A 25,809-nucleotide genomic window follows, 5' to 3' on the forward strand; every position below is an offset into this window, starting at 1 on the left:
GCCCGGTGGGGGCTGGTCGCGCAGTTCCCCGCGCCCCTAGAAATGCCGCTCCGCGGCATCCCCCGGGGCGTCCCGAAGGGGCGCGTCTCAGGGGCGCGGGGAACTGCGCGAGCAACCGGCCACTGGCCCGCAGACGGACACCGTCAGAACAACGGCAACTGCCCCGGGAACGGGGCAAGTTCGAAGCCGTCCAGGGTGCGTTGGGGCGCCGCCGCCGGGGCCCGCCGCTTCGAGCCCGGGCAGAGTGTCAGCTCCCCGCCGCCCGACGCGCGCGTACGCGGATCGTGGCGCACGTACTTGCCCGCCACCACGGCCACGGCACGGCCGCACGACGGACACGGACGACGGGGAGAGACACTCGGCATGCGCTCATGCTGCCAGAGGGGTACGACACCCGGGTGCCCCACCGGCCCGCACGCCGAGTCGGAAGCGGGGCCGGGGATGAGCCCCGCCCGTATCCCCTACGCCGCCGGCTTGAACGCCGTCGCCAGCCCGTTCCGCCACAGGCTGTTCACCCGCGACCGCTCCGTGCTGTTCGGGTACGCGTTGCGGCACGACGTGCCCGGGCCGCCGCCCGACATCAGCTCGCTGCACGGGCCCGAGTAGTGGTCCGGCAGACCCAGGACGTGGCCGGTCTCGTGGGCGACCACCCGGACCGAGTAGTACTGCTGGTTCTGCTGGTAGTCGAGGAAGATGTAGCCGCTGCCGTGCCCGTCCGTGGACGCGTACGAGCCGTTGGGGTCGTTGCCCTCGTAGTACGAGAAGTCCGCGCCGGAGGAGGACTCGGCGAGGCGGACGTTCTGCACCGAGGAGTTCCAGATCTGCGCGGACTGCGATATCTGGGAACGGAAGCTCGGCGCGTTGCGGGTGCTGTAGTAGACGGTGACGGACGCCGCCAGCGGGTCGGCGGCCCGCTTCTTGGCCACCGACTTCATCACGGCGTCGTAGAACGCCTTGTTGTTGGCCGCTTCCTTGGCCGAGCCCGCGTACGCCGAGCCGTGCACGTAGGCGGACGTGGTGGACGTGGTGGGGGAAGGCGCCGCCGCCGTCGCGGGGATCGCGCCGAGGCCGGCGAGCGCCAGACCCAGCGCGGTGGACAGGACGACAGTCCTCTGGTGTCTCATGGGGGGCTCCTGGTCGTTCTCGTGGGGGCGGCCCCGGTGGGTTGCCGGGGACCAGGGCGAGTGTCGGGGAGCCGGGTGCGCGCGGGGATGATGGCATTCGGCGATAACTCGGCGTTATCGGCGGGGAATCGGCCGTCTAGTGCGGGACATGACAATCCCTTTACCCTCGGGCCATGGAGCTCGACGTGAGGCACCTCCGCGCCCTCTGCGCGATCGCCGACACCGGCAGTCTGCACAGGGCCGCGCGGCAGCTCGGAACCAGCCAGCCGGCCCTGACCACCCAGCTCCGGCGCATCGAGCACTCACTGGGCGGCCTGCTCTTCTCCCGCGAACGCACCGGCTGCCGCCCCACCCCCTCGGCCGGACCGTCCTCAGCCGCGCCCGCCCCCTGCTCGCCGGAATGGACGCGCTGGTCACCGAGGTGCGCGCGGCCGTCGACGGGGTGGACGGGCGGCCCCGGCTGCGCATCGGCTCGACCGCCAGCCGCGCCATCCCCGGCTGGCTGCGGCGGCTGCGCGAACGCCTGCCCGGCACCGAGACCCAGCTCCACGTCGACGTCTCCGCGGGCGCCCTGCTCGGCCTGGTCGCGGCCGGCGAGCTCGACGTGGCCTTCGTCCACCAGGTGGAGGGCTGCCCGCTGCGGGTGCCGGAGGGGCTCGACGTACGCGTACTGGTCGAGCGCGAGCCCCAGTTCATCTCACTGGCCGCCGACCACCCGGCCGCCGAGGAGGAGGTCGTGGACCTCGCCGATCTGGCGGGCGACCGGTGGATGGTCGACCCCAGCGTGGACGGCGAGTGGGACGGACTGCGGCGCGTGTTCGCCGCCGCCGGGCTCAACCCCCGCGTGCTGCACGGCGATTACCTCACCGCCGCCTCCCTGGTCGCCACCGGCGAGGTCGTCACCCCCTGCCAGCCGACCTCCCGCCCGCGCCCTGACATGGCGATCCGGCCGCTGCGCGGCGACCCCCTGGCCGTACGGCTGCTGCTCGCCGCGCGGGCGGGGGCGTACGAGGAGGCGCTGTACGGGACGGTCCACTCGGCGCTCGACGCGGCGTACTGGGAGGCGGCCCGGATGTCCGCGCCCTACCGCGCCTGGCTGGCGGGCCCCCGGACCCTGCGCCCCGTACCGGGCTGAGCCCCCGGCCCGCGGGCGGTTCGTCGGCGGGGTGGCCGGATCCGGTTGTCGCGGCCATTACGATGCACGCGATCTCCAACACCCGCTCGCGGGAACGGAGTTCCGACATACCGCCATATGTCGCGTCGCGCAGCAAAGGACGGCCATGAACAGCAGAAGCCGCACCGACAGAGGGCTCCGCTCCAACGCCCTCGGCACGTTCGACACCGTCGTGATGGCCGTCGCGGGCAGCGCGCCCGCGTACTCCCTGGCCGCCACCACCGCCGTACTGACCGGGGCCGTCGGCCTCGCCGGGCCCGCCGCGCTGCTCTACTGCGCGATACCCATGCTCGGCATCGTGCTCGCCTTCGGACGCCTCGGGCGCATCGACGTCAACGCGGGCGCCGCCTACTCCTGGGTCGCCCGGACCCTGCACCCGTTCCTCGGCTTCATGAGCGGCTGGGCGCTGGTCGTGGCCGCCACCATCTTCATGGTGGCCGGATCGCTGCCCGCCGGGCAGATGACCCTGGCCCTCGTCGACCCCGAGCTCGCCCGCCACACCGCGCTCGCCACCGCCACCGGCGCCTGCTGGTTCCTGCTGATGCTCGCCGTGGTGCTCGGCGGCGCCCGGCTCTCCGCCCGCGCCCAGGTGCTCGTCTCCGGCGTGGAGCTCGCGATCCTCGTGGTCTTCGCCGTCGGCGCGCTCCTGCACCACGGCGGCGCCGCCCCCTTCGACTGGTCCTGGCTGGGTTTCGGCCACTTCGACGGTCTGCGCGGCTTCGCCTCCGGCACCCTGATCGCCGCGTTCTACTACTGGGGCTGGGACGTCACCAGCAACCTCAGCGAGGAGACCCGCGACAGCCGCCGCACCGCCGGGCTCGCCGCCCTCGTCGGCCTCGCCGTCGTCTTCCTGCTCTTCGTCGGCTTCACCGTCGCCGTCAACATGACGCTGACGCCGGGCGCGATCGAGCAGCACGAGTCCAATGTGCTGGCCGTGCTCGGCGAGACCATCTGGCCCGGCGTCGGCGGCAAGCTCATGGTGCTCGCCGTGGTCCTGTCCACCATCGCCACCCTGGAGACCACCCTGCTCCAGGTCACCCGCTCGCTGTTCGCGATGGGCCGCGACCGTACGCTCCCGGCCGTGCTCGGCACCGTGCACCGCCGCTGGAACACGCCCTGGGTCGCCGTCGTGGCGGTCGGCGCGGTCGCCCTCGGCCTGTTCGTCGCCTCCAACGCGCTGGGCTCGGTCGAGGACATCATGGCCGACGCGCTGGCCGCGATCGGCCTCCAGACCACGTTCTACTACGGCCTGGCGGGGCTGGCCGCGGTCGTCGCGTACCGCAGCACGCTCACCGAGTCGGTGGGCTCCTTCGTCTTCGGCGGGCTGTGGCCCGCGCTCGGCGCGCTCTTCATGTTCTGCGTCTTCGTCGCCTCGCTCACCCAGCTCAGCGGCGCCGCGATCGCCATCGGCCTCGGCGGCCTGGCCGCCGGGCTGGTCCCGATGCTCTGGTACTGGCGGCGGGGCAGCGCCTACTACCGGCCGGCGGCCCTCGACGCGGGCCGGGCCATCGCCGTGGACGAGGTGTACGCCTGCTCCGGCCCGGGCCGCCCCGAGTACGCGGGCGCGGCCCTCCCGACGGACTTCTGACCCCGACTCACCGCCCCCTCGACCCACGTCGACCCATCGACCAGAGAGGAGTGCTGATGGCCGCTGTCCGCCGCCGCTCCCCGGCCGTCCGCTTCGACCCGGACCTCGGCGACCGCCCGCTCGCCACCGCCCGGCACGACATCGTGATCGGGCGCTGGCAGGGCGTACGGGATCTGCTGCGGGCGACCGGCGACAACTGGCCACTGCGCACCCACCGGATCCGGCTGCTCGCGCCCGCCGTCGCGGGCTCCACCGTCGTGGAGGCGTGGAGGGCCGCCGAACCCGACAGCGCGGACGCGGCCGTGCTGAGGGCCGCCACCGAAGTGGTCCGGGTCTTCAACCGGGCCATCGCCGCAGGTCGCGGCGGTGTGCCCGACCGGGACCGGCTCGATGTCGCGGTGATGGCCTGCCTGGGCGCGGCCGACGCCCATCCCGCCGACCCGATGCCGTGGGCGTCGCTGCTCACGGTGGCGCGGCTGTACGAGGGCGGGGTGGGGCGGCGCGATCTGCGCGGCTGGTGGGACGAGTTGCGCCGCCGCGACCCGTACCACGTGGAGGGCCATGTGCAGATGCTGCGCTACTTCTCGGCCCGCTGGCACGGGACGCACGGCACGATGTACGACTTCGCCCGGGACGCGGCGGGCGCGGCGCCCGAGGGCTCACCGCTGCCGGTCCTGGTGCAGATCGCCCGGGTGGAGGAGTACCGGTACGCCGCCGAGGGCGCCAAGGGGCAGCCGGTGCGGGGGTTCGGGCAGCACTGGAGCGGGGAGCTGGCGGTGACCGAGCTGCGCCGCACCTACGACCGCTGGCTGGGCGGCCGTCCGCCCGGTCCGGTGCCGCTCGCGGAGGCGTCCGAGCTCAACTATCTGGCGCACGCCGCGTGTTGCGCGGGGCTGAGCCTGGAGGCGCGTGCGCTGGTGGGGCTGCTGGGGGAGCGGGCGGCGCGGGTGCCGTGGGTGTACACGGGCGATCCGGAGCGGCAGATCGCGCGCTGGCGGGTGCCGCCGGGGGCGTAACCGGTACGGCGTCGTCCGCCCCCTGCCGAGGTTGACCGGATCGGATCGCTAACCTTACGTGTCCACGCTCGTGGGCTCGCTCACGCGGCGTGGATACGTAACGCCATATACCGCATATCGCACCCAACTCATGCGAAAGGCCTCGCCCATGGGCATTCGGAGCTTGCTGCGCAAAGTGTTCGGACGCGATCGCGACGCGGAGAGCGCCGACCTGACGGCGGCTCCGGCGGAGGAATCGGCTCCGGCCACCGTGCCCTCCCCCGCCGAGGAATCCGCCCCGGCCGCGACCCCGACCGTGCCGGCGCCCGCCCGGCGCGACCTCTCCCCCGCGGAGGAGCTGGTCGCGGCGGCGTTCGACGCGACCCCGTCGCGCCCGGCGGTCCCGTCCCCGGCCCGGCCCGCCGAGGACACGTCCCCGGCCGAGCCCCCCGCTTCCGGCGGCTCCGACGTCCCGCAGCCGCGGGTTCCGGCGGAGCCGGAGGTTGTGGCGGAGGTCGTCGAGCCGGAGCCGGTCGTGGAGGCTGAGCCGGAGCCGGTCGTGAAGGCTGAGGCCGTCGAGCCCGAGCCGGTCGTGGAGGCTGTCGAGCCCGAGGCTGAGGCCGAGCCGGTGGCTGTTGCGGCCGAGCCGGAGCCGGTGGCGGTGGCGGCCGAGCCCGAGGTTGAGGCTGAGGCCGTCGAGCCCGAGCCGGTCGTGGAGGCTGTCGAGCCCGAGGCTGAGGCCGAGCCGGTGGCTGTTGTGGCCGAGCCGGAGCCGGAGCCCGTTGCTGCCGTGATCGAGCCGGAGCCCGAGCCCGTGGACGTCGTGGCCGAGCCCGACGCCGAGCCGACCCCACAGCCCGCCGCCAAGGCGACCGCAGCCATTGCCCTCCCCCGTATCAAGTCCCGTGCCCCCGGACTCGTAGAGCACTACAAGGCCGCCGGGGCGCAGCTGCGCAAGGCCGGGCTGGTCGGGGCGCGGGCTAAGGTGTACCTCGTGCTCGACCGGTCCGGGTCGATGCGGCCGTACTACAAGGACGGCAGCGCCCAGCAGCTCGCCGAGCAGACGCTCGCGCTCGCCGCGCACCTCGACGAGGACGCCGCCGTCCACACGGTCTTCTTCTCGACCGAGCTCGACGGTACGGCCGACCTCTCGCTCACCTCGTACGAGAACGTCGTCGACGAGACGCACGCCGCGCTCGGCCGGATGGGGCGCACCAGCTACCACAGTGCGGTCGAGGCGGTCGTGGAGCACTACGAGAAGAGCGGGTACGACGGGCCCGCGCTGGTGGTCTTCCAGACCGACGGCGCGCCGGACGCCAAGGTGGCTGCCCGGCAGGCGCTCGCCGATGCGGCGAGCCGGGATCTGTTCTGGCAGTTCGTGGCGTTCGGGGAGGACGACAGCAAGGCGTTCGACTTCTTGCGGAAGTTGGATGCGGGGAATGCGGGGTTCTTCCATGCGGGGCCTGTTCCGCGGGAGCTCGCGGATGCGGCGCTGTACGCGGGGCTCGTGGGCGGGTTCTCCCGGCGGTAACTTTCGTCTGCGGGCCGTCCCCAACTGGTCGCGCAGTTCCCCGCGCCCCTAACCCCTCCTTCATCCGCGGACCGTGGCCGGTTGCTCGCGCAGTTCCCCGCGCCCCTACAGGGCGCCCCGCAGGGGCGCATCTAAGGGGCGCGGGGAACTGCGCGCTCAGTTGGGGACGGCCCGCAGACGAACGACGGCCTCGACAAGGGGCGCGGGGAACGGCGCGACCAGCCCACCACACACCCGCAGACGAACCCCGGGCCAAAAAGGGGCGCGGGGAACTGCGCGCTCAGGCGACCACTGGCCGCAGACGAGGACCGGGCAGCAGGACCGTCACCGTCAAGCCGCCCTCCCGGAGCGGCACAGCCGTCGCCGTCCCCCCATGCGCCCCCGCGATCGAGCGCACGATCGACAGTCCGAGCCCCGCCCCCGGCCCCATCCGATCGCGCCCCTCCCCCCGCCGGAACGGCTCGAACAGGGCGGGCACCTCGGCCGCCCCCACCTCCGCCCCGCCAGGGTTGGACACCGTCAACCCACCTTCGAAGACGGCCACTTCCACCCGCCCGTGGTACGCCGTCGCGTTGGCCAGCAGGTTCGCCGTGAGGCGGGCCAGGAGCGCACGGTTGCCGGACACGCACGTCGACCGCACCCCCGTGACCGTCGCGCACGGATACCGCGCCGCCTCCTCCCGTACCACCTCCGCAAGATCCACCTCCTCCCGCTCCGCCAGGCCCCGCTCGCTGCGGGCCAGCATCAGCAGGCCCTCGATCAGGGCCTCGCTGCGGCGGTTGTTGTCGAGCAGGGTCGCGCGCGTACGGGCGAGGTCGTCCGGGGTCGGGTCGTCCAGGCCGATCTGGATCGCCGCCCGCTGGGTGGCCAGCGGGGTGCGCAGTTCGTGCGAGGCGTTGGCGATGAAACGGCGCTGGCTGTCGAACGCCTTCTCCAGGCGGCCGAGCAGGTCGTCGATCGTGTCGCCGAGCTCCTTGAGCTCGTCGTCGGGTCCGGACGCGCCGATCCGCTCGTGCAGGTTGTCCGCCGAGAGGCGTTTCGCCCGTTCCGTCATCACATGGACCGGCCGCAGCAGCCGCCCCGCCGTGTACCAGCCGACCGCCACCGCCAGGAACGCCACCCCGAGCAGCGCCATCGACGACCACACCGCGTTCTGCCGCCAGGCCGCGTCGCTCACGTCCTCGCTCACCTGGCGTACGGCCAGCGGGGCGAGCACCGGCCCCTGCGTCCCGCGCGCCTCCTCGAAGGGCTGGACCGTGATCGCCCGCGTGGCGATGGTGGCCGCCTGCTCCTGCGTACCGGCCCGGGAGAGCAGGTTCACCACCCCGAGCAGCAGCGCCCCGAGGACGAGGAAGACCGCGCCGAAGACCAGCGCTACCCGGGTGCGGATCACAGCGCGTACCCCACGCCCTGGACCGTGCGGATCAGCGCGGGCTCGCCGATCTTGCCGCGCAGTTTGCTGAGGCAGACGCGGACCGCGCCGGTGAACGGGTCGGCGTGGGCGTCCCAGGCGCGCTCCAGGAGCTCCTCGGCCGAGACCGTGCCGCCGTCCGCCTCCAGCAGGATCTGGAGGACCGCGAACTCCTTCGGGGAGAGGTCGAGGGAACGGCCCTCGCGCTCCGCCGTGCGCCGTACGGTGTCGACCCGCAGCCCGAGCCGCTCCAGGACCGGCGGCACCGGCCGCGCGCTGCGCCGCCGCAGCGCCCGCACCCGCGAGACCAGTTCGGGGAAGTCGAACGGCTTGCCCAGATAGTCGTCGGCGCCCAGGTCGAGCCCCTCCACCCGGTCCTCGGAGGCCGCCGCCGCGGTGAGCATCAGGATCCGGGTGCGGGAGGCCTCCGAGACCAGGGCGCGGGCCACGTCGTCGCCGTGCACCCGGGGCAGATCGCGGTCCAGGACGACCACGTCGTAGTCGTGCAGCCCCAGGTAGGCGAGGGCCGCGTCGCCGCTGTAGACCGTGTCGACGGCGAAACCGGCCCGCCGCAGCCCGGTCGCGACCAGCTCCGCGAGGACCTCCTCGTCCTCGGCGACCAGTACCCGCATGCGCTGTTCCCCTTGCCGTTCCCCGCTCACGTACCCGCCCCCTCTCCTCCCAGGATGCGTCCTTCGTACGGGAACGGATGTTTCGCGGACCTCTCCACCGGCCGCCGGGGGTTTATGCGGGTGAGTGGATCTTCCCGCGGCCGTTAGGATTTCGACCATGGCGGCCACTGGATCCGAGAAGCAGGGGGCGAAGGCGTTTTACGTCTCGACCCCCATTTACTACGTCAACGACGCTCCTCACCTGGGCCACGCCTACACGACCGTCGCAGGCGACGTGCTCACGCGCTGGCACCGTCAGCGCGGCGAGAAGGTGTGGTACCTCACCGGCACGGACGAGCACGGTCAGAAGATCATGCGCACGGCCGACGCGAACGGGGTCACCCCGCAGGAGTGGTGCGACAAGCTCGTCGAGGAGGCCTGGCGGCCCCTCTGGGAGCACCTGGAGATCGCGAACGACGACTTCATCCGTACGACGGAGAAGCGCCACACCGACCGGGTGCAGGAGTTCGTCCAGGACCTGTACGACAAGGGCGAGATCTACAAGGGCGGCTACGAGGGCCCGTACTGCGTGGGCTGCGAGGAGTACAAGCTCCCCGGCGACCTCATCGAGGCCGAGGACGGCACCAAGCTGTGCCCCGTCCACAAGAAGCCGGTGGAGATCCTCAAGGAGGAGAACTACTTCTTCAAGCTGTCCGAGTACGGCCCGAAGCTCCTTGAGTTCTACGAGGCGAACCCGGACTTCATCCAGCCCGAGTCGGCCCGCAACGAGGTCCTGAACTTCGTGAAGCAGGGCCTTCAGGACCTGTCGATCTCGCGGTCGGCCTTCGACTGGGGCGTCCCGATCCCGTGGGACGACAAGCACGTCATCTACGTGTGGGTCGACGCCCTCCTGAACTACGCCACCGCGGTCGGCTACGGCGCGAACCAGGAGAAGTTCGAGGAGACGTTCCCGGCCAATGTGCACCTGGTCGGGAAGGACATCCTCCGCTTCCACGCGGTGATCTGGCCCGCGATGCTGATGGCCAACGGACTGCCCGTGCCGGGCCAGGTCTTCGGCCACGGCTGGCTGATGGTCGGCGGCGAGAAGATGTCCAAGTCGAGCCTGACCGGCATCAAGCCGCAGGACCTCACCTCGCACTTCGGCGTCGACGCCTACCGCTGGTACTTCCTGCGCGCCATCGCCTTCGGCCAGGACGGCTCGTTCTCCTGGGAGGACTTCACCGCCCGGTACACCTCCGAGCTCGCCAACGACTACGGCAACCTCGCCTCGCGCGTGGCCGCCATGGTCGGCAAGTACTTCGGTGGCACCCTCCCGGCCGCGACCGCGTCCGGCCCGGCCGAGCAGGCCATCGCCGACGGCCTGACCAGGGCCGTCACCGAGGCCGACCGCAAGATCGGCGAGGAGCTGGACTTCCAGGGCGGCATCCTGGCGGTCTTCGACTTCGTGAAGCAGGTCAACGGCTACATCACGGAGCAGGAGCCGTGGAAGGTGGCCAAGGACGAGTCGGAGGAGGGCAAGGCGCGCCTGGCGACCATCCTCTACACGGCCGCCGAGTCCCTGCGGGCCGTCGCCGTCCTGCTGAACCCGGTCATGCCGGACACCTCGCAGAAGCTGTGGGACTCCCTCGGCGCCGAGGGAGCCGGCCTCGGGCCGCTGGCGGACCAGCGGGTCCAGGACACCGGCCGCTGGGGCCAGCTGCCGGTCGGCGCGACGGTGACCAAGGGCGCGGTGCTCTTCCCGCGCCTGGAAGAGAAGCCCGCGTAGTCCTTACGAGTAGGTGAAGGGCCCGGAACCAGCCAGGTTCCGGGCCCTTCGCGTGCCCTCGGCGGTTGCGGGGCGCCCTTCCTGCGCGCACGCTGCACGTGAAGGGGAACGTGCATGAGGGGGTGCGCGCCGTGCCGAGAAGTACCGATCAGCAGCGGGCCGAGGAAGAGGCCCAACGCCGCGAGGAGCTCATCCGCAAGGTCCGTGAGGCGAACCGCCAGAGCGCGAACCGCCCCACCGGACCCCCGTCCCCGGACCTGGCGTCCGGGGACGAGGACTGAGGGGCTCAGCGGGCCAGGGCCGCCGCGTCCCCCATCACGACCACCGGGGTGCGCGCCGGGTCCAGGGCGCGCAGCAGCTGCCGCATCCGCTCCTTCGGCAGCGCCACACAGCCGTGCGTCGGGCCGCCGTGGTCGACGTGCAGCCAGATCCCGCCGCCGCGCCCGGCGCCGAGCGGCCGGGTCCAGTCCAGCGGGCTGGTGCCGGGCCTGCGGTTGTAGTTGACCGCCACCACGTAGTCGAAGGACCCGTCGAGCGGCTCGCCCTCGACGCCGGTGCCGCCCGCGGTGAAGGCGGAACCCCGGTCGTACGGGAGCCGGGTGCCGGGGTCGGCGAGGCGGCCGCCCGCGTCGGTGAGGCCGAACACCCCGACGGGCGAGCGCAGATCGCCCTGGTGGTGCTCGGCGGTCCAGCCGCGCGCCGCGTTGCGGGCGGGCCAGGGGCCGTCGGCGGGCAGCCACCCCTTGACCGGGTCGCGGGTGTAGAGGACGGCGGTGGCCCGGCTGGCGTCGGGCCCCTCGCCGGTGACGACGAGCGCCTGGGTGCTGGCGGCCGGGACGCGGGAGCGGGTGGCCGGGCCCAGTGCGGGTAGCTCCCGGGGGCGTACGGGTTCGGGCGCGGCCCGCCCGGCGTGCGCGCCGCCGGAGTCGGTGGCGGAACCGGTGACGGAATCGGTGGCGGAGTCGGTGCTCACGTCGGCGAGCGTGCCGGGGCCGTCGCCCTCGTCGCGGACGCCCTGGCCGTCGTGGCCGCACCCGGTCAGCAGCAGCGCCGCCAGTACCAGGGCGGCCCAGGCACCCCGGGCGGAACGAACGGACATGGCGGAGCCTCTCGTCGCGGCGCGGTCGGGGGCGGTCACCGGCCCCTCCCCTTGGGGGTGGGGGCCTCGGGGGTGGGAGCCTTGGTGGGCGAGGCGAAGTCGTACGTCGCGCTGTCCAGGAGGGCGGCCGCCTCGGCGGCCCGCCGGTCGGAACCGGAACCGGTGCCGTTGACGCACAGGGTGGCGTACAGCACCGTCATGGGGTCCGCCGTCGCCCGCCTGGCCGTGTAGTAGGCGGTGGCGCCCAACCGGCGGCAGTCCGCCGGCACTTCCCGGGCGCGTTCCATGGGCGTCCCCGGCACAGGCGCCCGGGTGTCGTCGCCGCCGGCCGGCAGCCCCCACAGCGTGAGCAGCAGGCCGTCGGGGGCGAGCCGGTCCACCGGCTCGCACAGCACACCGGACCCGTCGGACTTCTTCTGCTCCGCGCAGGCCTGCTCGTACGACCTCAGCGGCTGCGCGGCCACATAGCCCGACGGCAGCGACCTGATCTTCTGCCCCTCGGGCAGCCGCAGCGCGGCCCAGGACGCGGGCAGCCGCAGCACCAGACCGCCGAGCTCGGGGAAGTCGGCCCGTACCCCGGCCGGTTCGGTCACCGCCTGCGGCGGGGACGCGGCCGGGGTCGTCTTCTCCGGCTCGGTGCGCAGCGCGTCCGGCAACAGCGCACCTGCCGCCACCAGCGAGACCACCGCGAAGGCCGCGCCCCCGGCGGCCCGTCGCCGTCTGCGCCGCACCAGCCGCTCGCGCACCTTGTCCAGGCGGGTCGCGGGGACGGGCAGCCGGGGCACGGCCCGCTCCAGCAGCACCCGCAGCGCCTGCTCGTCGTCGTCCGGCCCGGGGAAACGGTCGTCAGTCACGGCGCTCCTCGATCAGTACGGGCAGCAGCCCCCGCAGGGTGCGCAGCGCCTTGGCGGCCTGGCTCTTGACCGTGCCCGGGGCGCAGCCGAGCACCGCCGCCGCGTCCTCGACGCTCAGGTCCTCGAAGTAGCGCAGCACCACCACCGCGCGCTGGCGGGCGGGCAGCGCGCGGACGGCCGCCGCCAGCGACTGCTCCAGGTCCACGCCCTCGTACGCGTCGAACTGCCCGGCGGCGTCCGGGAGTTCGCCGTGCGGGACCTCGCCCCGCCAGCGCCGCCGCCACCAGGAGGTGTACGTGGTCACCAGCGTCTTGCGCAGATACGCCTCGGGGTGGTCGTCGGCTATCCGGTGCCACTTCGGCCAGACCTTGGCGAGCGCGGTCTGGAGCAGGTCCTCCGCCAGATGCGCGTCGCCGGTCAGCAGCCAGGCCACCCGCAGCAGCCGGGGGCCCCGGGCGGCGACGAACTCCTCGAATCCGTCGGGTCCCTCGGGGGCCATCGTCGTGTCCTCGTCTGTCCGTCCGGGCTCTCACACCTGTCGAACGCGGTGGGGGGCCGGGCGGGTTGCCCCGGACACGGCGAAGGGCCCGGATCCGCGATGGATCCGGGCCCTTCGCCGTACGTCTGCGGGCCGCCCAGGGGATTGCCGCGCAGCGGCATCCTCAGGGGCGCGGGGCTGTGACACTTGCGGCTCCGCCGCGTGGGCGCGAGCAACCCACCACTCAGCCGCAGACGAACCCCGGGCTTACTTCTCCGCGGCCTTGGCCGCGACCGGCTTGCGCAGCTGGATGTTGAGCTCGCGCAGACGCGTCTCGTCCAGCTCGGTGGGCGCGCCCATCATCAGGTCCTGCGCGTTGCCGTTCAGCGGGAACGCGATGGTCTCGCGGATGTTGGGCTCGTCGGCGAGCAGCATCACGATGCGGTCGACGCCCGGGGCGATGCCGCCGTGCGGCGGGGCGCCGAGGCGGAACGCCTTGAGCATGCCGCCGAACTCGCGCTCCACGGTCTCCCGGTCGTAGCCCGCGACCTCGAACGCCTTGAACATGATCTCGGGCTCGTGGTTGCGGATCGCGCCCGAGGACAGCTCGATGCCGTTGCAGACGATGTCGTACTGCCAGCCGAGCACGTCCAGCGGGTCCTGGGTCTCCAGGGCCTCCAGACCGCCCTGCGGCATCGAGAACGGGTTGTGCGAGAAGTCGATCTTGCCGGTCTCCTCGTCCTTCTCGTACATCGGGAAGTCGACGATCCAGCAGAACCGGAAGACGCCCTCCTCGAAGTGGCCGGCGCGCTTGGCGGCCTCGACGCGGACCGCGCCCATGATCTTGGAGACCTGGTCGTACTCGCCCGCGCCGAAGAACACGGCGTGCCCGGCGGCCAGGCCCAGGCGCTCGGTGAGGACCTTGACGTTCTCCTCGGTGAGGAACTTCGCGATCGGGCCCGCGAACGTGCCGTCCTCGCCGACGCGGATCCAGGCCAGACCCTGGGCGCCCTGCTCCACCGCGTACTCGCCGAGGCCGTCGAAGAACTTGCGGGACTGGCCCGCGACGTCCGGCACCGGCAGCGCGCGCACGTGCTTGCCCGCGAACGCCTTGAACTCCGAGCCCTCGAAGACGTCGGTGATGTCGACGAGTTCGAGCTTGGCGCGCAGGTCCGGCTTGTCGTTGCCGTACTTCAGCATCGACTCGCGGAACGGGATGCGCGGGAACGGCGAGGTGACGTGGCGGCCGCCGCCGAACTCCTCGAACAGCTCGGTCATGAGCTTCTCGACGGGCTGGAAGATGTCCTCCTGCTCGACGAAGCTCATCTCGATGTCGAGCTGGTAGAACTCGCCCGGCGAGCGGTCGGCGCGGGCGTCCTCGTCGCGGAAGCAGGGCGCGATCTGGAAGTAGCGGTCGAAGCCCGAGATCATCAGCAGCTGCTTGAACTGCTGGGGGGCCTGCGGCAGCGCGTAGAACTTGCCGGGGTTCAGCCGGGACGGGACGACGAAGTCGCGGGCGCCCTCGGGGGAGGTCGCGGCGAGGATCGGGGTCGCCATCTCGTTGAAGCCGAGCGCGGTCATCTTGTGGCGCATCGCCGAGATGACGGCCGAGCGCAGCATGATGTTGCGGTGCATGCGCTCGCGGCGCAGGTCGAGGAAGCGGTACTCCAGGCGCCGCTCCTCGTTGACGCCGTCCTCGGCGTTGATCGTGAACGGCAGCGGGCCGGCCGCGCCGAGCACCTCGACCTCGCCGACCTCGATCTCGACCTCGCCGGTCGGCAGGTCCGCGTTCACGTTCTCCGCGCCGCGCGAGACGACCTTGCCGTCGATGCGGACGACGGTCTCCTTGGAGAGCTTGTCCAGCACCTCGGCACCGGCCGTGCCGGGGCGGGCGACGAGCTGCGTGATGCCGTAGTGGTCGCGCAGATCGATGAAGAGGATGCCGCCCAGGTCTCGGCGATTGTGCAGCCAGCCGCTCAGCCGGACGTCGGTGCCGACGTCGGAGGCGCGGAGCTCGCCGCAGGTGTGGGACCTGTACCGATGCATTTCTTCATCCAGTTCTTCGCGTGACAGGCGGGAAACAGTCCCTCCAGGTTACCGGCCGGGCCGAACACCTCTCGCCGGTATAAATCCGGCTGCCTAGAGTGGGGATCATGCGCACCGAGGACGTCCTGGCTGCGATCGCCACCGGGCTGTGGCGCTGGGACAACGCGTCCGGAACGGTCACGCTCGACGCCGAGGCCGCCCGCCTGCTCGGCCTGCCCCCCGAGCGGGCCGAGCTCACCGAGGCCGCCGTGCGCTCCCGCTTTCACCCGGTCGACTGGAACGAGGTCGACCAGATCGTGGCCCTGGCGGTCGCCGAGGGCACCCTCGCCGAGGCCCGGATGCGGATCATGGACGAGAACGGGCGGGTGCTGCGTACCGTACGCAGCCGCTCCAAGCCGATCCGCAAGGAGACCACGGAGAGCGCCGACGGCCTGGACTACGTGCTGGTCGGCACCCTCCAGGAGGTCGCCGAGCCGCAGCCCGGCGCCACCGCCGCGCACGCCTCCATCACCGGCGACTGGCGCCGCTCCCGCGAGGCGTTCCTCCTGGACGCGGGCCGCGCGCTGGCCGAGGCCCGCTCCACGGCCGAGGTGCTGCGGGTGGCGGCCTCCCTGTCCATGCCGGGCTTCTCGCCGGACGGGCTCGCCGTCTTCGGGGTCGCGGGCGACCGCCTCTCGATCATCGGCCACCACGGGCACAACCCGGGCGACGACGGCCCCTTCGCGGACATGCAGCTGGACACCGACTACCCGGCCGCCGACGTCGTACGGACCGGCCGGGCCATCTACCTCCCCAGCCCCGAGGAGTACCGCCGCCGCTACCCGGCCACCTGGCCGCTGGCCCAGCGCTTCGACCGGCAGTCCTGGGCCTTCGTGCCGCTGATCGTGGCCGGGCGGACCATCGGCACCTGGATGGCGGCCTTCAAGCACCCGGTGGCGTTCACGCCCGACGAGCGCTCGGTCCTGACGACGGTGGCGCGCATGCTGGCCCAGGCGCTGGCCAGGGCGGGCGAGGCCGAGTCCGAGCGCGAGCTGTCGCTGGGCCTGCAGCGCTCGATGATGCCGACGCTCGGCCCCGAGATCCCGGGGATGACGGTGGCCGCGCGCTATGTGCCGACCGGCGGCGGGCTCCAGGTGGGCGGCGACTGGTACGACATGATCCCGCTGCCGTCGGGACGGTTCGCCCTGGTCATCGGGGACGTCCAGGGCCACGACGTACGGGCGGCAGGGCTGATGGGCCAGCTCCGCATCGCCCTGCGGGCGTACGCGAGCGAGGGCCACCGCCCCGACGCGGTCCTCTCGCGCGCCTCGCGCTTCCTGTACGGGATCACCGAGTCGTACGGGGAGTCCTACGACGGGGACGACGACCACCCGCGCTTCGCGACCTGCCTCTACATCGAGGTCGACCCGGCGACCGGCTCGCTGGACATCGCCCGGGCCGGGCACCCGGACCCGGTGATCCGCACGGCCGAGGGCACGGCGCTGATCCGCCAGACGGCGGGCGGCCTCCCGCTGGGCATCGAGGCGGACTCGGACTATCCCACCACCCGTCTGGTCCTCGAACCCGGCGAGACCATGATGATCTGCACGGACGGCCTGATCGAGACCGGCGGCCACGACATGGGCTCGGGCTGGACGCGGCTGCGCCCGGTCCTGGAGGAGGACACCGGGGACGGCCTGGAGAAGCTGGCGGACGCGCTGGTCCAGGCGGTGCACGGCCCCTCCTCGCACCACACGGTGGGCCCGCTGGCGGACCGCCGCGAGGACGACATCGCGGTGCTGCTGCTGTGCCGCAACAGCGACGTGTGCGGCTGCGGGACGGTCCCGGGCGCCGGGGCCGTCCCGGCCCGCCGCACCGCCCTGACCGTCGCCCAGGCCGAGCCGCACCGCATCGCGGGGGTCCGCCGCGAGCTGCGCGAGCTGCTGCACGACTGGGCGGACGCCGAGCAGGTGGACGCGGCGGAGCTGATGGTCTCCGAGATGGTCACCAACGTCCTGGTCCACACGGACGGCGACGCGCTCCTGGTCGCCGAGGCCACCGGCACCCCGGGGACGCGCTGTCTGCGGGTGGAGGTGGCCGACGCCAGCGACGACCTGCCGCACAAGCGCCGCCCCGGCGAGATGGCGTCCAGCGGGCGGGGCCTGGTGCTGATGGAGATGCTCGCGGACCGCTGGGGGGTCGACCCCAGGGGCGAGGGCAAGTCGATCTGGTTCGAGCTCTACGAGGAGGCGGACGGGTCGGCGCCGGTGTCGGCGCCGGACGGGTCGGCCGGGGGCGGCTCCCCGGAGGCGTAACGCTTCCGCAGCTCGCCGAGGACGCCGAACCCGGCGGCGGCGACGGGCACGGCGAGCAGCATCCCGAGCAGCCCGGCGACACTGGCCCCGGCGGTGATGGCGATCATGACCATCGCGGGGTGCATCTGCACGGTCCGGCTCTGGATCACCGGTTGCAGGATGTGCCCTTCCAGCTGCTGTACGGCGAGGACGACCCCGAGCGTCCACAGGGCGATGCCGAGCCCCCGGTCGGCGAGCGCCACGAGCACGGCGACGGCACCGGAGACGAAGGCGCCGAGGTAGGGGATGTACGCGCCGATGAACACGAGCGCGCCGAGCCCGAGGGCGCCGGGGACGCGCAGGACGAGCAGACCCACGGTGATACAGAAGGCGTCGATGAGGGCGATGATCGTGGTCCCGCGCATGAACCCCTCGACGGCCTCGAAGGCGCGGCGGGCCATGGCCTCGACGGTGGGCCCGGAGCCACGGGGCGCGAGGGAGTGGGCGAGACCGACGGCCCGGTCGGAGTCCTTGAGGAAGAAGAAGGTCAGCAGCAGGGAAAGCACACCGGTGGCAATCAACGAGCCGACGATGCTGAGGCCGGTGAGCAGCCCCGATGCGGCGGTGGCGCCGAACTTCCCGAGCAGCTTCTTGGCGTTGTCGGCGACGCTGGTCACGCCGTCGCCGCCGGCCACCCCGAAGTGGTCGGCGAGCCACTGCCCGGCCTGCCTGAGCGACTCGATGATCTGGTCGCCCGTGTCGATGAGGGCGCTGACGACGACGTATCCGGCGCCGCCGACGACGGCGACGAGGGCGACGCAGGTGAGCCCCGCCGCCAGCGACCGCTTCATCCGCAGCTTCAGCAGCTGCCGGAAGACGGGCCCGAGGAGGGCCGTGCCGAGCAGGGCGAGCAGTACGGGGGTGACGGCGGTCTTGAACACCACGCACAGCCAGATGGCGACGGCGGCGACACCGGTGACGAGCAGCACGACGACACACCAGGCGGCGAGCCGTCGGGCGGGTTCGGGGAGCAGCGGCTTGGCGTTCTCCACGGCCCCAGCGCACCATGCCGCCGGCGGCGACGCGCGTGGGGTGCGCCCGCCTGGGTGTTCCCCACGGGGCGGGCGGCCTGGCGCTTCGTCTGCGGGCCGGTGGCGGGCTGGTCGCGCAGTTCCCCGCGCCCCTTAGATGCGCCCCTTCGGGGCGCTCCTTTAGGGGCGCGGGGAACTGCGCGAGCAACCGGCCACGGTCCGCAGACGAACCAAGCGGGGTGCAGGGGCCGCAGGCCCCGCAAACGGGGTCCGGGGGCGCAGCCCCGGGGGCTCACATGCCGTGGACCGCCGGGATCGTGCCCAGCCGCCCCTTCTGGAAGTCGTCGAACGCCGTCTGCAACTCCTCCCGCGTGTTCATCACGAACGGCCCGTAGTGCGCCATCGGCTCACGGATGGGCCGGCCACCGAGAAGGACGACCTCAAGATCCGGCGTGTTCCCGTCCTGCTTCTCGTCCGCCCGGACCGTCAGCGACCCACCGTCCCCGAACACCGCCGTCTGCCCCATCCGCACCGGCCGACGCCCCGCGCCCACCGACCCGCGCCCGGCCAGCACGTACGCCAGCCCGTTGAAGTCCGACCGCCAGGGAAGAGTGATCTCCGCGCCGGGGCGGATCGTCGCGTGGATCATCGTGATGGGGGTGTGCGTGATGCCCGGCCCCTCGTGGCCGTCCAGCGAGCCCGCGATCACGCGGAGCAGCGCGCCCCCGTCCGGCGAGGTGAGCAGCTGGACCTGGCCGCCCCGGATGTCCTGGTAGCGCGGGTCCATCATCTTGTCGGCGGCGGGCAGGTTCACCCACAGCTGGAGGCCGTGGAAGAGGCCGCCCGAGGTGACCAGCGACTCCGGCGGCGCCTCGATGTGGAGCAGGCCGGACCCGGCCGTCATCCACTGGGTGTCGCCGTTCATGATCGTGCCGCCGCCACCGTTGCTGTCCTGGTGGACGAAGGTCCCGTCGATCAGGTACGTCACCGTCTCGAAGCCCCGGTGCGGGTGCCACGGCGTGCCCTTGGGCTCGCCCGGCGCGTACTCCACCTCACCCATCTGGTCCATCATGATGAACGGGTCCAGGTACTGGTAGTTGATCCCGGCGAACGCGCGCCGCACCGGGAACCCCTCCCCCTCGAAGCCGGCCGGCGCCGTGCTCACGGCGAGCACGGGACGCGGCACCGCACCCTCCGGCGCGGCCACGCGCGGCAGGGTGAGCGGGTTTTCGACGGTCACAGCAGGCATGGGACGGCCCTCCTCGGGGGATGCTCAGCATCCAAAGTAGTTGAATGGTGAACAGTCGGCAAGGCGCACTGATTCCCGGAGGGGTGGAAGGGGGGTGAAAGAGGGGTCCGGGGGCGCCCCACCCCCGGAAAGTCGGCCGAAAACGGGCCGGTGGACTCAGCCGTACATCCGCCGCATCGCGAAGTCGACCATCTGCTCGACCGCCTTCGCGTCGAACACCATCCGGTGGTCGCCCTCCATGTCGAGGACGAAGCCGTACCCGGTCGGGAGCAGGTCGATGACCTCCGCGCCGGTGATCACGAAGTACTTGGACTCCTTGCCCGCGTACCGCCGCAGCTCCTTGAGCGAGGTGAACATGGGGATCACCGGCTGCTGGGTGTTGTGCAGGGCCAGGAAGCCGGGGTTGTCCCCGCGCGGGCAGTAGACCTTCGAGCCCGCGAAGATCTGCTGGAAGTCCTCGGCCGAGAGCGAGCCCGTGGTGAACGCCCGCACCGCGTCCGCGAGCGAGGGCGGCGACGGCTCGGGGTACAGCGGCTGCTCCCCGTAGGAAGGCTGCTGCGGCTGGGCGTACTGCGCTTGAGCACCCTGGTTCTGGTCGTAGCCGTACATGGGCGCAAGAGTAGTGCGCCACATATGGGCCCAGAGGGGTTGCGTCTTATTACCGACGGGTAGCATCATCGTAGCTACTTGCTGGTAGAGATGTAACCGATCCTGCTTACGGAGCCGTCGCCATGGGGCACTACAAGTCGAATCTCCGCGACATCGAGTTCAACCTCTTCGAGGTCCTCGGACGCGACAAGCTGTACGGCACCGGCCCGTTCGCCGAGATGGACGTCGACACCGCCAAGACCATCCTCGACGAGATCGCGCGTCTCGCCGAGAACGAGCTGGCCGACTCCTTCGCCGACGCCGACCGCAACCCGCCGGTGTTCGACCCGGAGACCAACACCGCGCCGGTCCCGGCGTCCTTCAAGAAGTCCTACAAGGCCTTCATGGACAGCGAGTACTGGCGTCTGGGCCTGCCGGAGGAGATCGGCGGCACCGTCTCGCCGCGCTCGCTCATCTGGGCCTACGCCGAGCTGCTCCTGGGCGCCAACCCGGCCGTGTGGATGTACTCCTCGGGCCCCGCCTTCGCGGGCATCCTCTTCGAGGAGGGCAACGAGGCGCAGAAGAAGATCGCCGAGATCGCGGTCGAGAAGCGCTGGGGCTCCACGATGGTGCTGACCGAGCCGGACGCCGGTTCGGACGTCGGCGCCGGCCGCACCAAGGCGGTCGAGCAGCCCGACGGCTCCTGGCACATCGAGGGCGTGAAGCGCTTCATCACCTCCGGTGAGCACGACATGGAGGAGAACATCCTCCACTACGTCCTCGCCCGCCCCGAGGGCCACGGCCCCGGCACCAAGGGCCTCTCGCTCTTCCTGGTCCCGAAGTTCCACTTCGACTGGGAGACCGGCGAGCTGGGCGAGCGCAACGGCGTGTACGCGACGAACGTCGAGCACAAGATGGGCCTCAAGGCCTCCAACACGTGCGAGATGACCTTCGGCGACAAGCACCCCGCCAAGGGCTGGCTGATCGGCGACAAGCACGACGGCATCCGCCAGATGTTCATGATCATCGAGTTCGCCCGCATGATGGTCGGCACGAAGGCCATCGCGACGCTCTCGACGGGTTACCTCAACGCCCTTGAGTACGCCAAGGAGCGCGTCCAGGGCTCGGACCTGTCCCAGTTCATGGACAAGACCGCGCCCAAGGTGACGATCACCCACCACCCCGACGTGCGCCGCTCGCTGATGACGCAGAAGGCGTACGCCGAGGGCATGCGCTCCCTCGTGCTCTACACCGCCGCCGTCCAGGACGCGATCCAGGTCAAGGAGGCCGCGGGCGAGGACGCCAAGTCCCTCGTCGGCCTGAACGACCTGCTGCTGCCGATCGTGAAGGGCTACGGCTCGGAGAAGTCGTACGAGAAGCTCTCGCACGAGTCGCTCCAGACCTTCGGCGGCTCCGGGTACCTCCAGGAGTACCCGATCGAGCAGTACATCCGCGACGCCAAGATCGACACCCTCTACGAGGGCACCACGGCGATCCAGGGCCAGGACTTCTTCTTCCGGAAGATCGTCCGCGACCAGGGCGCCTCGCTCAACCTCCTCTCCGAGGAGATCAAGAAGTTCCTCGCCGAGCAGTCGGGCCACGAGGAGCTGGGCGGCGCGCTGGACTCGCTGGCCAAGGCCGCGGTGGACCTGGAGGCGATCGTCGGCACGATGATCACCGACCTGACCGCCACCGGCGAGGACGTCAAGAACATCTACAAGGTGGGCCTCAACACCACCCGCCTGCTGATGGCGTCCGGTGACGTCGTCGTCGGCTACCTGCTCCTCAAGAGCGCGGCCGTCGCCGCCGAGAAGCTGCCGACCGCCTCCGCCAAGGATGTCGCCTTCTACACCGGCAAGATCGCCGCCGCGAAGTTCTTCGCCGCGAACGTCCTGCCGGGCGTCGGCACCGCCCGCGCGCTGGCCGAGACCGTCGACAACTCCCTGATGGAGCTGGACGAGGCGGCCTTCTAGACCGTCCCCCGGCCTCCTTCCAGGCCGCAGGACGTAGGGCCCGTTTCCCGCTGGGGAAGCGGGCCCTTGTCTGTCGATGCCCCTGGTTAAGGTGAACGCATGAGCACACCCTCCCGCTTCGACCGCGGACACACCGACGACCTGATGTCCTTCCTCGCGGCGAGCCCGTCGCCGTACCACGCGGTGGCGAACGCGGCCGCGCGGCTGGAGAAGGCCGGCTTCCAGCAGGTGCGCGAGACGGACGCGTGGGACGCTTCCACGGGCGGGAAGTACGTGCTGCGGGGCGGCGCGATCATCGCCTGGTACGTGCCGGAGGGCGCGGCGGCGCACACCCCGTTCCGGATCGTGGGCGCGCACACCGACTCGCCCAACCTGCGGGTCAAGCCGCTGCCGGACACGGGTGCTTTCGGCTGGCGCCAGATCGCCGTGGAGGTCTACGGCGGGACGCTCCTGAACACCTGGCTGGACCGCGACCTGGGCCTGGCGGGCCGTCTGACGCTGCGCGACGGTTCGAACGTCCTGGTCAACGTGGACCGCGCGCTGCTGCGCGTCCCCCAGCTGGCGATCCACCTCGACCGCTCGGCCAACGACGGCCTCAAGCTCGACCGCCAGAAGCACCTCCAGCCGATCTGGGGCCTCGGGGACGTCGCGGAGGGCGATCTGATCCGCTTCCTGGAGCAGGAGGCGGGGCTGGCCGAGGGCGAGGTCACCGGGTGGGACCTGATGGTGCACTCGATCGAGCCGCCGTCGTACCTGGGCCGGGACAAGGAGCTGCTCGCCGGCCCCCGGATGGACAACCTGATCTCGGTCCACGCGGGCGCCGCGGCGCTGGCGGCGTCGGCGTCCTCGGACCTGTCCTTCATCCCCGTGCTCGCGGCCTTCGACCACGAGGAGAACGGCTCGCAGGCGGACACGGGCGCGGACGGGCCGCTGCTCGGCACGGTCCTGGAGCGCTCGGTGTTCGCGCGGGGCGGTACGTACGAGGACAAGGCGCGCGCCTTCGCGGGCACGGTGTGCCTGTCCTCGGACACCGGCCACGCCATCCACCCCAACTACGCGGAGCGCCACGACCCGACGCACCACCCGCGCGCCAACGGCGGCCCGATCCTGAAGGTGAACGTCAACCAGCGTTACGCGACGGACGGTTCGGGGCGGGCGGTGTTCGCCGCCGCCTGCGAGCGGGCCGGGGTGCCGTGGCAGCACTTCGTGTCCAACAACGCGATGCCGTGCGGCACGACGATCGGCCCGATCACCGCGGCCCGCCACGGCATCCAGACGGTCGACATCGGGGTGGCGATCCTGTCGATGCACAGCGCGCGCGAGCTGTGCGGGGCGGACGACCCGTACTTGCTGGCGAACGCGCTGCTGTCGTTCTTGCAGGGCTGATCCCCCACCCCGCCCCTTCCCGAAAGCCCTCTGGCGGGCTGCCGGTGGTGGTCGGGGCGGGCTGCCGAGGGCTTCGCCCCCGGACCCCCTGCGTTCGTCTGCGGGCCGTGGCCGGTTGCTCGCGCAGTTCCCCGCGCCCCTAAGAATGCCGCTGCGCGGCAATCCCCTGGGCGGCCCGGAGGGGCGCTTTTTAGGGGCGCGGGGAACTGCGCGACCAGCCACATCCGGTCCGCGGACGAACAGGGGGCTACCCGTCCAGGCCCGCCAGGACCAGTGGCAGGCGGGATGTCGCGCCCGGGACCAGGCGGAGCGGGACGCCCCAGTCCTGCTGGTGCACGTGGCACGCCGGGTACTCGTTCGCCGGGTCGTCGTCGCACGACGCCGCCATCGCGGAGACGTGCAGGACGCCCTCCGCCACCGCCGGGTTCAGCGTCAGGTCACGGGACAGGTCCGTCCCCGTACCGTCCCCGGACACCAGCAGCTCCGCCGGCGTGGCGGACACGATCAGCCGCGTCGACGGGCCGTACCGGGTGTCCAGCTTCTGGCCGGACGGGGCCTGGAAGACCACGTCCAGGCGGAGCGCGCCGGGCGAGACCTCCGTCGCCGCCCGCTGCGTACGGTGCGCCACCGCGTCCACCCGTACCGCCGACTCCGGCAGCCGCAGCCGCGTCAGCCGGTGCCGGGCCGACTCGACCACCACGATGTCGTCCCCGACGAGCACCGCGCCGCTCGGCTCGCGCAGGTCCGTGGCGAGCGTGGTGACCTCCCCGGACGCCGGGTCGTAGCGGCGCAGCGCGTGGTTGTACGTGTCGCAGACCGCCACCGAACCGTCCGGCAGGGCGGTGACGCCCAGCGGGTGCTGGAGCAGCGCCTGCCCCGCCTCCCCGTCCCGGTGGCCGAAGTCGAAGAGGCCGGTCCCGACCGCCGTGCCCACGGTGTAACCCGAACCGTCGCGCGCGACGTACCGCAGCGCCGAGTTCTCCGAGTCGGCCACCCACAGCCGGTCCCCGTCGGCCGCGAGGCCGGACGGCTGCGCGAACCACGCCTCGGCGGCCGGGCCGTCGACCAGGCCCTCCTGCGTCGTCCCGGCCGCGACCTCGACCGTGCCCGCCTCCGGGTCGTACGTCCACAGCTGGTGCACCCCGGCCATGGCGATCCACACCCTGCCCTGCCACCAGGCGACGTCCCACGGCGAGGACAGGTCCACCTCAAGGGCGGGGCCGGACGTGGGCGAGCCCTGCCACCACTGCCTGCCGGTGCCCGCGACCCGCTCCACGGACCCCGTCTCCGGGTCGAAGACCCGCAGCGCGTGGTTGACCGTGTCCGCGACGATCACCCGGCCGTCCGGCAGCAGCGCCAGGCCCTGCGGCTCCTTGAAGCCGCCGGAGCCGCCGTCGCCGATCCGGCGCACCACCGTCTCGCCGTCCGGCTCCAGCTCCACCAGCTGGTGCCGCGTCGAGTCGGAGACCAGGAAGTTGCCCGAGCCGGGCAGGACGAGCGCCTTACCGGGGAAGCGCAGGTCGGTCGCCTCCGGCTCCGGCGGCACATACGGCCCGTCGCCGCGCCGCAGCGTCCCCTTCGCCTCGTGCTCGGCCTCCAGCTCCTCCACCAGCTTCGCGATGGCGTGGGCGTGCCCCTCGCCCGCGTGCTGGCCGACGATGTACCCCTCGGGGTCGATCACGACGAGCGTGGGCCAGGCCCGTACCGCGTACTGCTTCCAGGTCGCCAGCTCCGGGTCGTCCAGGACCGGGTGGTGCACCTGGTAGCGCTCCACGGCGTCGACGACGGCCTGGTGCTCGGCCTCGTGCACGAACTTCGGCGAGTGCACCCCGATGATCACCACGGTGTCGCGGTGCTTCTCCTCCAGCTCCCGCAGCTCGTCCAGGACGTGCAGACAGTTGATGCAGCAGAAGGTCCAGAAGTCGAGGATGACGATCCTCCCCCGCAGGTCGGCGAGGGTGTACTCCTGATCACCGGTGTTCAGCCAGCCGCCCTTGCCGATCAGCTCGGGGGCCCGAACGCGTGCACGTGTAGCCATACCCCCATCCAACCCCAAAAGCAGGGGTACGCATTCCGCCATGAAATATCTGGTGCGCGACAGGATCTTCGCGATCGGGGACGACTACTGGATCGAGACCGAGGACGGACGCCGCGCCTTCCTCGTCGACGGCAAGGCGCTGCGGCTGCGGGACACGCTGGAGATGAAGGACCCGACCGGACGGGTCCTGATCACTTTGCGCAAGAAGATGTTCAGCGTCAGGGACGCGATGACCATCGAGCGGGACGAGCGGCCGCTGGCGACGATCCGGCGCAAACGGCTCTCCCTGCTGCGCAACCACTACCGCGTCGCCCTGGTCGAGGGCACCGAGCTCGACGTCTCGGGCAAGATCCTGGACCGCGAGTTCACGGTCGAGTACGACGGGGAGCTGCTCGCGCACGTCTCGCGCCGCTGGTTCCACGTCCGCGAGACATACGCGGTGAACATCGTCCGCGAGGACGCGGACGTGGCGCTGCTGATCGCGGTGGTGGTGTGCGTGATCCGGATGGACGAGCGGGAGCGGGGGCCGGGCCCCGACGGGGACGACTGACCCGAAGGCCGCCGGCCCGATGCC

At 72.1% G+C, this 25,809-nt stretch carries 21 protein-coding genes and 1 pseudogene; 10 read left to right on the forward strand and 12 right to left on the reverse strand.

Annotated elements, in window-relative coordinates; genetic code table 11:
- Positions 1-143: 143 nt before the first annotated feature.
- Together BX283_RS20845 and snpA are read right to left on the reverse strand one after the other, a co-directional pair.
- Positions 144-365 (reverse strand): hypothetical protein, encoded by a 222-nt coding sequence (locus BX283_RS20845; protein WP_101389077.1) that lies wholly within the window; start codon positions 363-365, stop codon positions 144-146.
- A 96-nt stretch (positions 366-461) separates the two neighbouring features.
- A complete protein-coding gene (gene snpA, locus BX283_RS20850; RefSeq protein WP_101389078.1) occupies positions 462-1,124 on the reverse strand; it encodes a snapalysin in 663 nt (220 codons plus the stop codon).
- Positions 1,125-1,297: 173 nt separating this feature from the next.
- Between snpA and BX283_RS20855 the strand changes: the two are divergent.
- The 4 genes and pseudogenes from BX283_RS20855 (at position 1,298) to BX283_RS20870 (ending at position 6,412) form a co-directional block, all read left to right on the forward strand.
- A pseudogene (locus BX283_RS20855) lies at positions 1,298-2,259 on the forward strand (LysR family transcriptional regulator).
- Positions 2,260-2,404: 145 nt separating this feature from the next.
- Complete coding sequence (locus BX283_RS20860; protein WP_101389079.1) at positions 2,405-3,886, forward strand: APC family permease; 1,482 nt, start codon at positions 2,405-2,407, stop codon at positions 3,884-3,886.
- A 56-nt stretch (positions 3,887-3,942) separates the two neighbouring features.
- Positions 3,943-4,902 (forward strand): hypothetical protein, encoded by a 960-nt coding sequence (locus BX283_RS20865; protein WP_101389080.1) that lies wholly within the window; start codon positions 3,943-3,945, stop codon positions 4,900-4,902.
- 175 nt (positions 4,903-5,077) lie between these two features.
- On the forward strand, positions 5,078-6,412 hold the full coding sequence (locus tag BX283_RS20870) for a VWA domain-containing protein (RefSeq protein ID WP_306822812.1): 1,335 nt from the start codon (positions 5,078-5,080) through the stop codon (positions 6,410-6,412).
- A gap of 280 nt (positions 6,413-6,692) precedes the next feature.
- Here the strand turns inward: BX283_RS20870 and BX283_RS20875 are convergent, their stop codons facing one another.
- Positions 6,693-7,805 (reverse strand): cell wall metabolism sensor histidine kinase WalK, encoded by a 1,113-nt coding sequence (locus tag BX283_RS20875; RefSeq protein ID WP_257583327.1) that lies wholly within the window; start codon positions 7,803-7,805, stop codon positions 6,693-6,695.
- The gene (locus BX283_RS20880; RefSeq protein WP_101389083.1) at positions 7,802-8,455 is read right to left on the reverse strand and encodes a response regulator transcription factor; all 654 of its coding nucleotides are present in this window, start codon (positions 8,453-8,455) and stop codon (positions 7,802-7,804) included. Before BX283_RS20880 ends, BX283_RS20875 begins: the two co-directional genes overlap by 4 nt.
- Positions 8,456-8,612: 157 nt before the next feature.
- Here BX283_RS20880 and metG point away from each other — a divergent pair, with 157 nt between their 5' ends.
- On the forward strand, positions 8,613-10,220 hold the full coding sequence (gene metG / locus BX283_RS20885) for a methionine--tRNA ligase (protein WP_101389084.1): 1,608 nt from the start codon (positions 8,613-8,615) through the stop codon (positions 10,218-10,220).
- Between the two features lie 131 nt (positions 10,221-10,351).
- Positions 10,352-10,501: a hypothetical protein gene (locus BX283_RS40690; RefSeq protein ID WP_180357212.1), complete on the forward strand. Its 150-nt coding sequence runs from the start codon at positions 10,352-10,354 to the stop codon at positions 10,499-10,501.
- A 5-nt stretch (positions 10,502-10,506) separates the two neighbouring features.
- Here BX283_RS40690 and BX283_RS20890 read toward each other — a convergent pair whose 3' ends face one another.
- From BX283_RS20890 to aspS, 4 genes are all read right to left on the reverse strand, one after another.
- Positions 10,507-11,319 carry a L,D-transpeptidase family protein gene (locus BX283_RS20890; protein ID WP_101392485.1) on the reverse strand — a complete coding sequence of 271 codons (813 nt, stop codon included), beginning with the start codon at positions 11,317-11,319 and terminating at the stop codon, positions 10,507-10,509.
- Positions 11,320-11,354: 35 nt separating this feature from the next.
- Complete coding sequence (locus tag BX283_RS20895) at positions 11,355-12,173, reverse strand: hypothetical protein (RefSeq protein ID WP_101389085.1); 819 nt, start codon at positions 12,171-12,173, stop codon at positions 11,355-11,357.
- Positions 12,166-12,672 (reverse strand): SigE family RNA polymerase sigma factor, encoded by a 507-nt coding sequence (locus BX283_RS20900; RefSeq protein WP_101389086.1) that lies wholly within the window; start codon positions 12,670-12,672, stop codon positions 12,166-12,168. Before BX283_RS20900 ends, BX283_RS20895 begins: the two co-directional genes overlap by 8 nt.
- 246 nt (positions 12,673-12,918) lie before the next feature.
- Complete coding sequence (gene aspS, locus BX283_RS20905) at positions 12,919-14,697, reverse strand: aspartate--tRNA ligase (protein ID WP_101389087.1); 1,779 nt, start codon at positions 14,695-14,697, stop codon at positions 12,919-12,921.
- Positions 14,698-14,804: 107 nt separating this feature from the next.
- Here aspS and BX283_RS20910 point away from each other — a divergent pair, with 107 nt between their 5' ends.
- Entirely contained in the window at positions 14,805-16,991 is a 2,187-nt protein-coding gene (locus BX283_RS20910) for a SpoIIE family protein phosphatase (protein ID WP_101389088.1), read from the forward strand.
- On the opposite strand, the gene BX283_RS20915 is transcribed toward BX283_RS20910, so the two are convergent.
- From BX283_RS20915 to BX283_RS20925, 3 genes are all read right to left on the reverse strand, one after another.
- Positions 16,916-18,022: an AI-2E family transporter gene (locus tag BX283_RS20915; protein ID WP_101389089.1), complete on the reverse strand. Its 1,107-nt coding sequence runs from the start codon at positions 18,020-18,022 to the stop codon at positions 16,916-16,918. The genes BX283_RS20910 and BX283_RS20915 overlap by 76 nt on opposite strands.
- A 271-nt stretch (positions 18,023-18,293) precedes the next feature.
- Positions 18,294-19,250, reverse strand: a complete 957-nt coding sequence (locus BX283_RS20920) for a pirin family protein (RefSeq protein WP_101389090.1) — start codon at positions 19,248-19,250, stop codon at positions 18,294-18,296.
- 156 nt (positions 19,251-19,406) lie between these two features.
- Positions 19,407-19,859, reverse strand: coding sequence for an SseB family protein (locus BX283_RS20925; RefSeq protein WP_067162054.1), 453 nt, complete (start codon positions 19,857-19,859; stop codon positions 19,407-19,409).
- A 122-nt stretch (positions 19,860-19,981) separates the two neighbouring features.
- On the opposite strand from BX283_RS20925, the gene BX283_RS20930 reads away from it, so the two are divergent.
- Both BX283_RS20930 and BX283_RS20935 read left to right on the forward strand, forming a co-directional pair.
- Positions 19,982-21,811, forward strand: a complete 1,830-nt coding sequence (locus tag BX283_RS20930) for an acyl-CoA dehydrogenase (RefSeq protein ID WP_101389091.1) — start codon at positions 19,982-19,984, stop codon at positions 21,809-21,811.
- A gap of 99 nt (positions 21,812-21,910) precedes the next feature.
- Positions 21,911-23,197 (forward strand): M18 family aminopeptidase, encoded by a 1,287-nt coding sequence (locus tag BX283_RS20935; RefSeq protein ID WP_101389092.1) that lies wholly within the window; start codon positions 21,911-21,913, stop codon positions 23,195-23,197.
- 247 nt (positions 23,198-23,444) lie between these two features.
- Here the strand turns inward: BX283_RS20935 and BX283_RS20940 are convergent, their stop codons facing one another.
- Positions 23,445-25,235 carry an NHL domain-containing thioredoxin family protein gene (locus BX283_RS20940; protein ID WP_101389093.1) on the reverse strand — a complete coding sequence of 597 codons (1,791 nt, stop codon included), beginning with the start codon at positions 25,233-25,235 and terminating at the stop codon, positions 23,445-23,447.
- A 40-nt stretch (positions 25,236-25,275) separates the two neighbouring features.
- Here BX283_RS20940 and BX283_RS20945 point away from each other — a divergent pair, with 40 nt between their 5' ends.
- A complete protein-coding gene (locus BX283_RS20945; RefSeq protein WP_101389094.1) occupies positions 25,276-25,785 on the forward strand; it encodes an LURP-one-related/scramblase family protein in 510 nt (169 codons plus the stop codon).
- Positions 25,786-25,809 lie beyond the last annotated feature (24 nt).

The organism is Streptomyces sp. TLI_146, assembly GCF_002846415.1.
Lineage (GTDB): Bacteria > Actinomycetota > Actinomycetes > Streptomycetales > Streptomycetaceae > Streptomyces.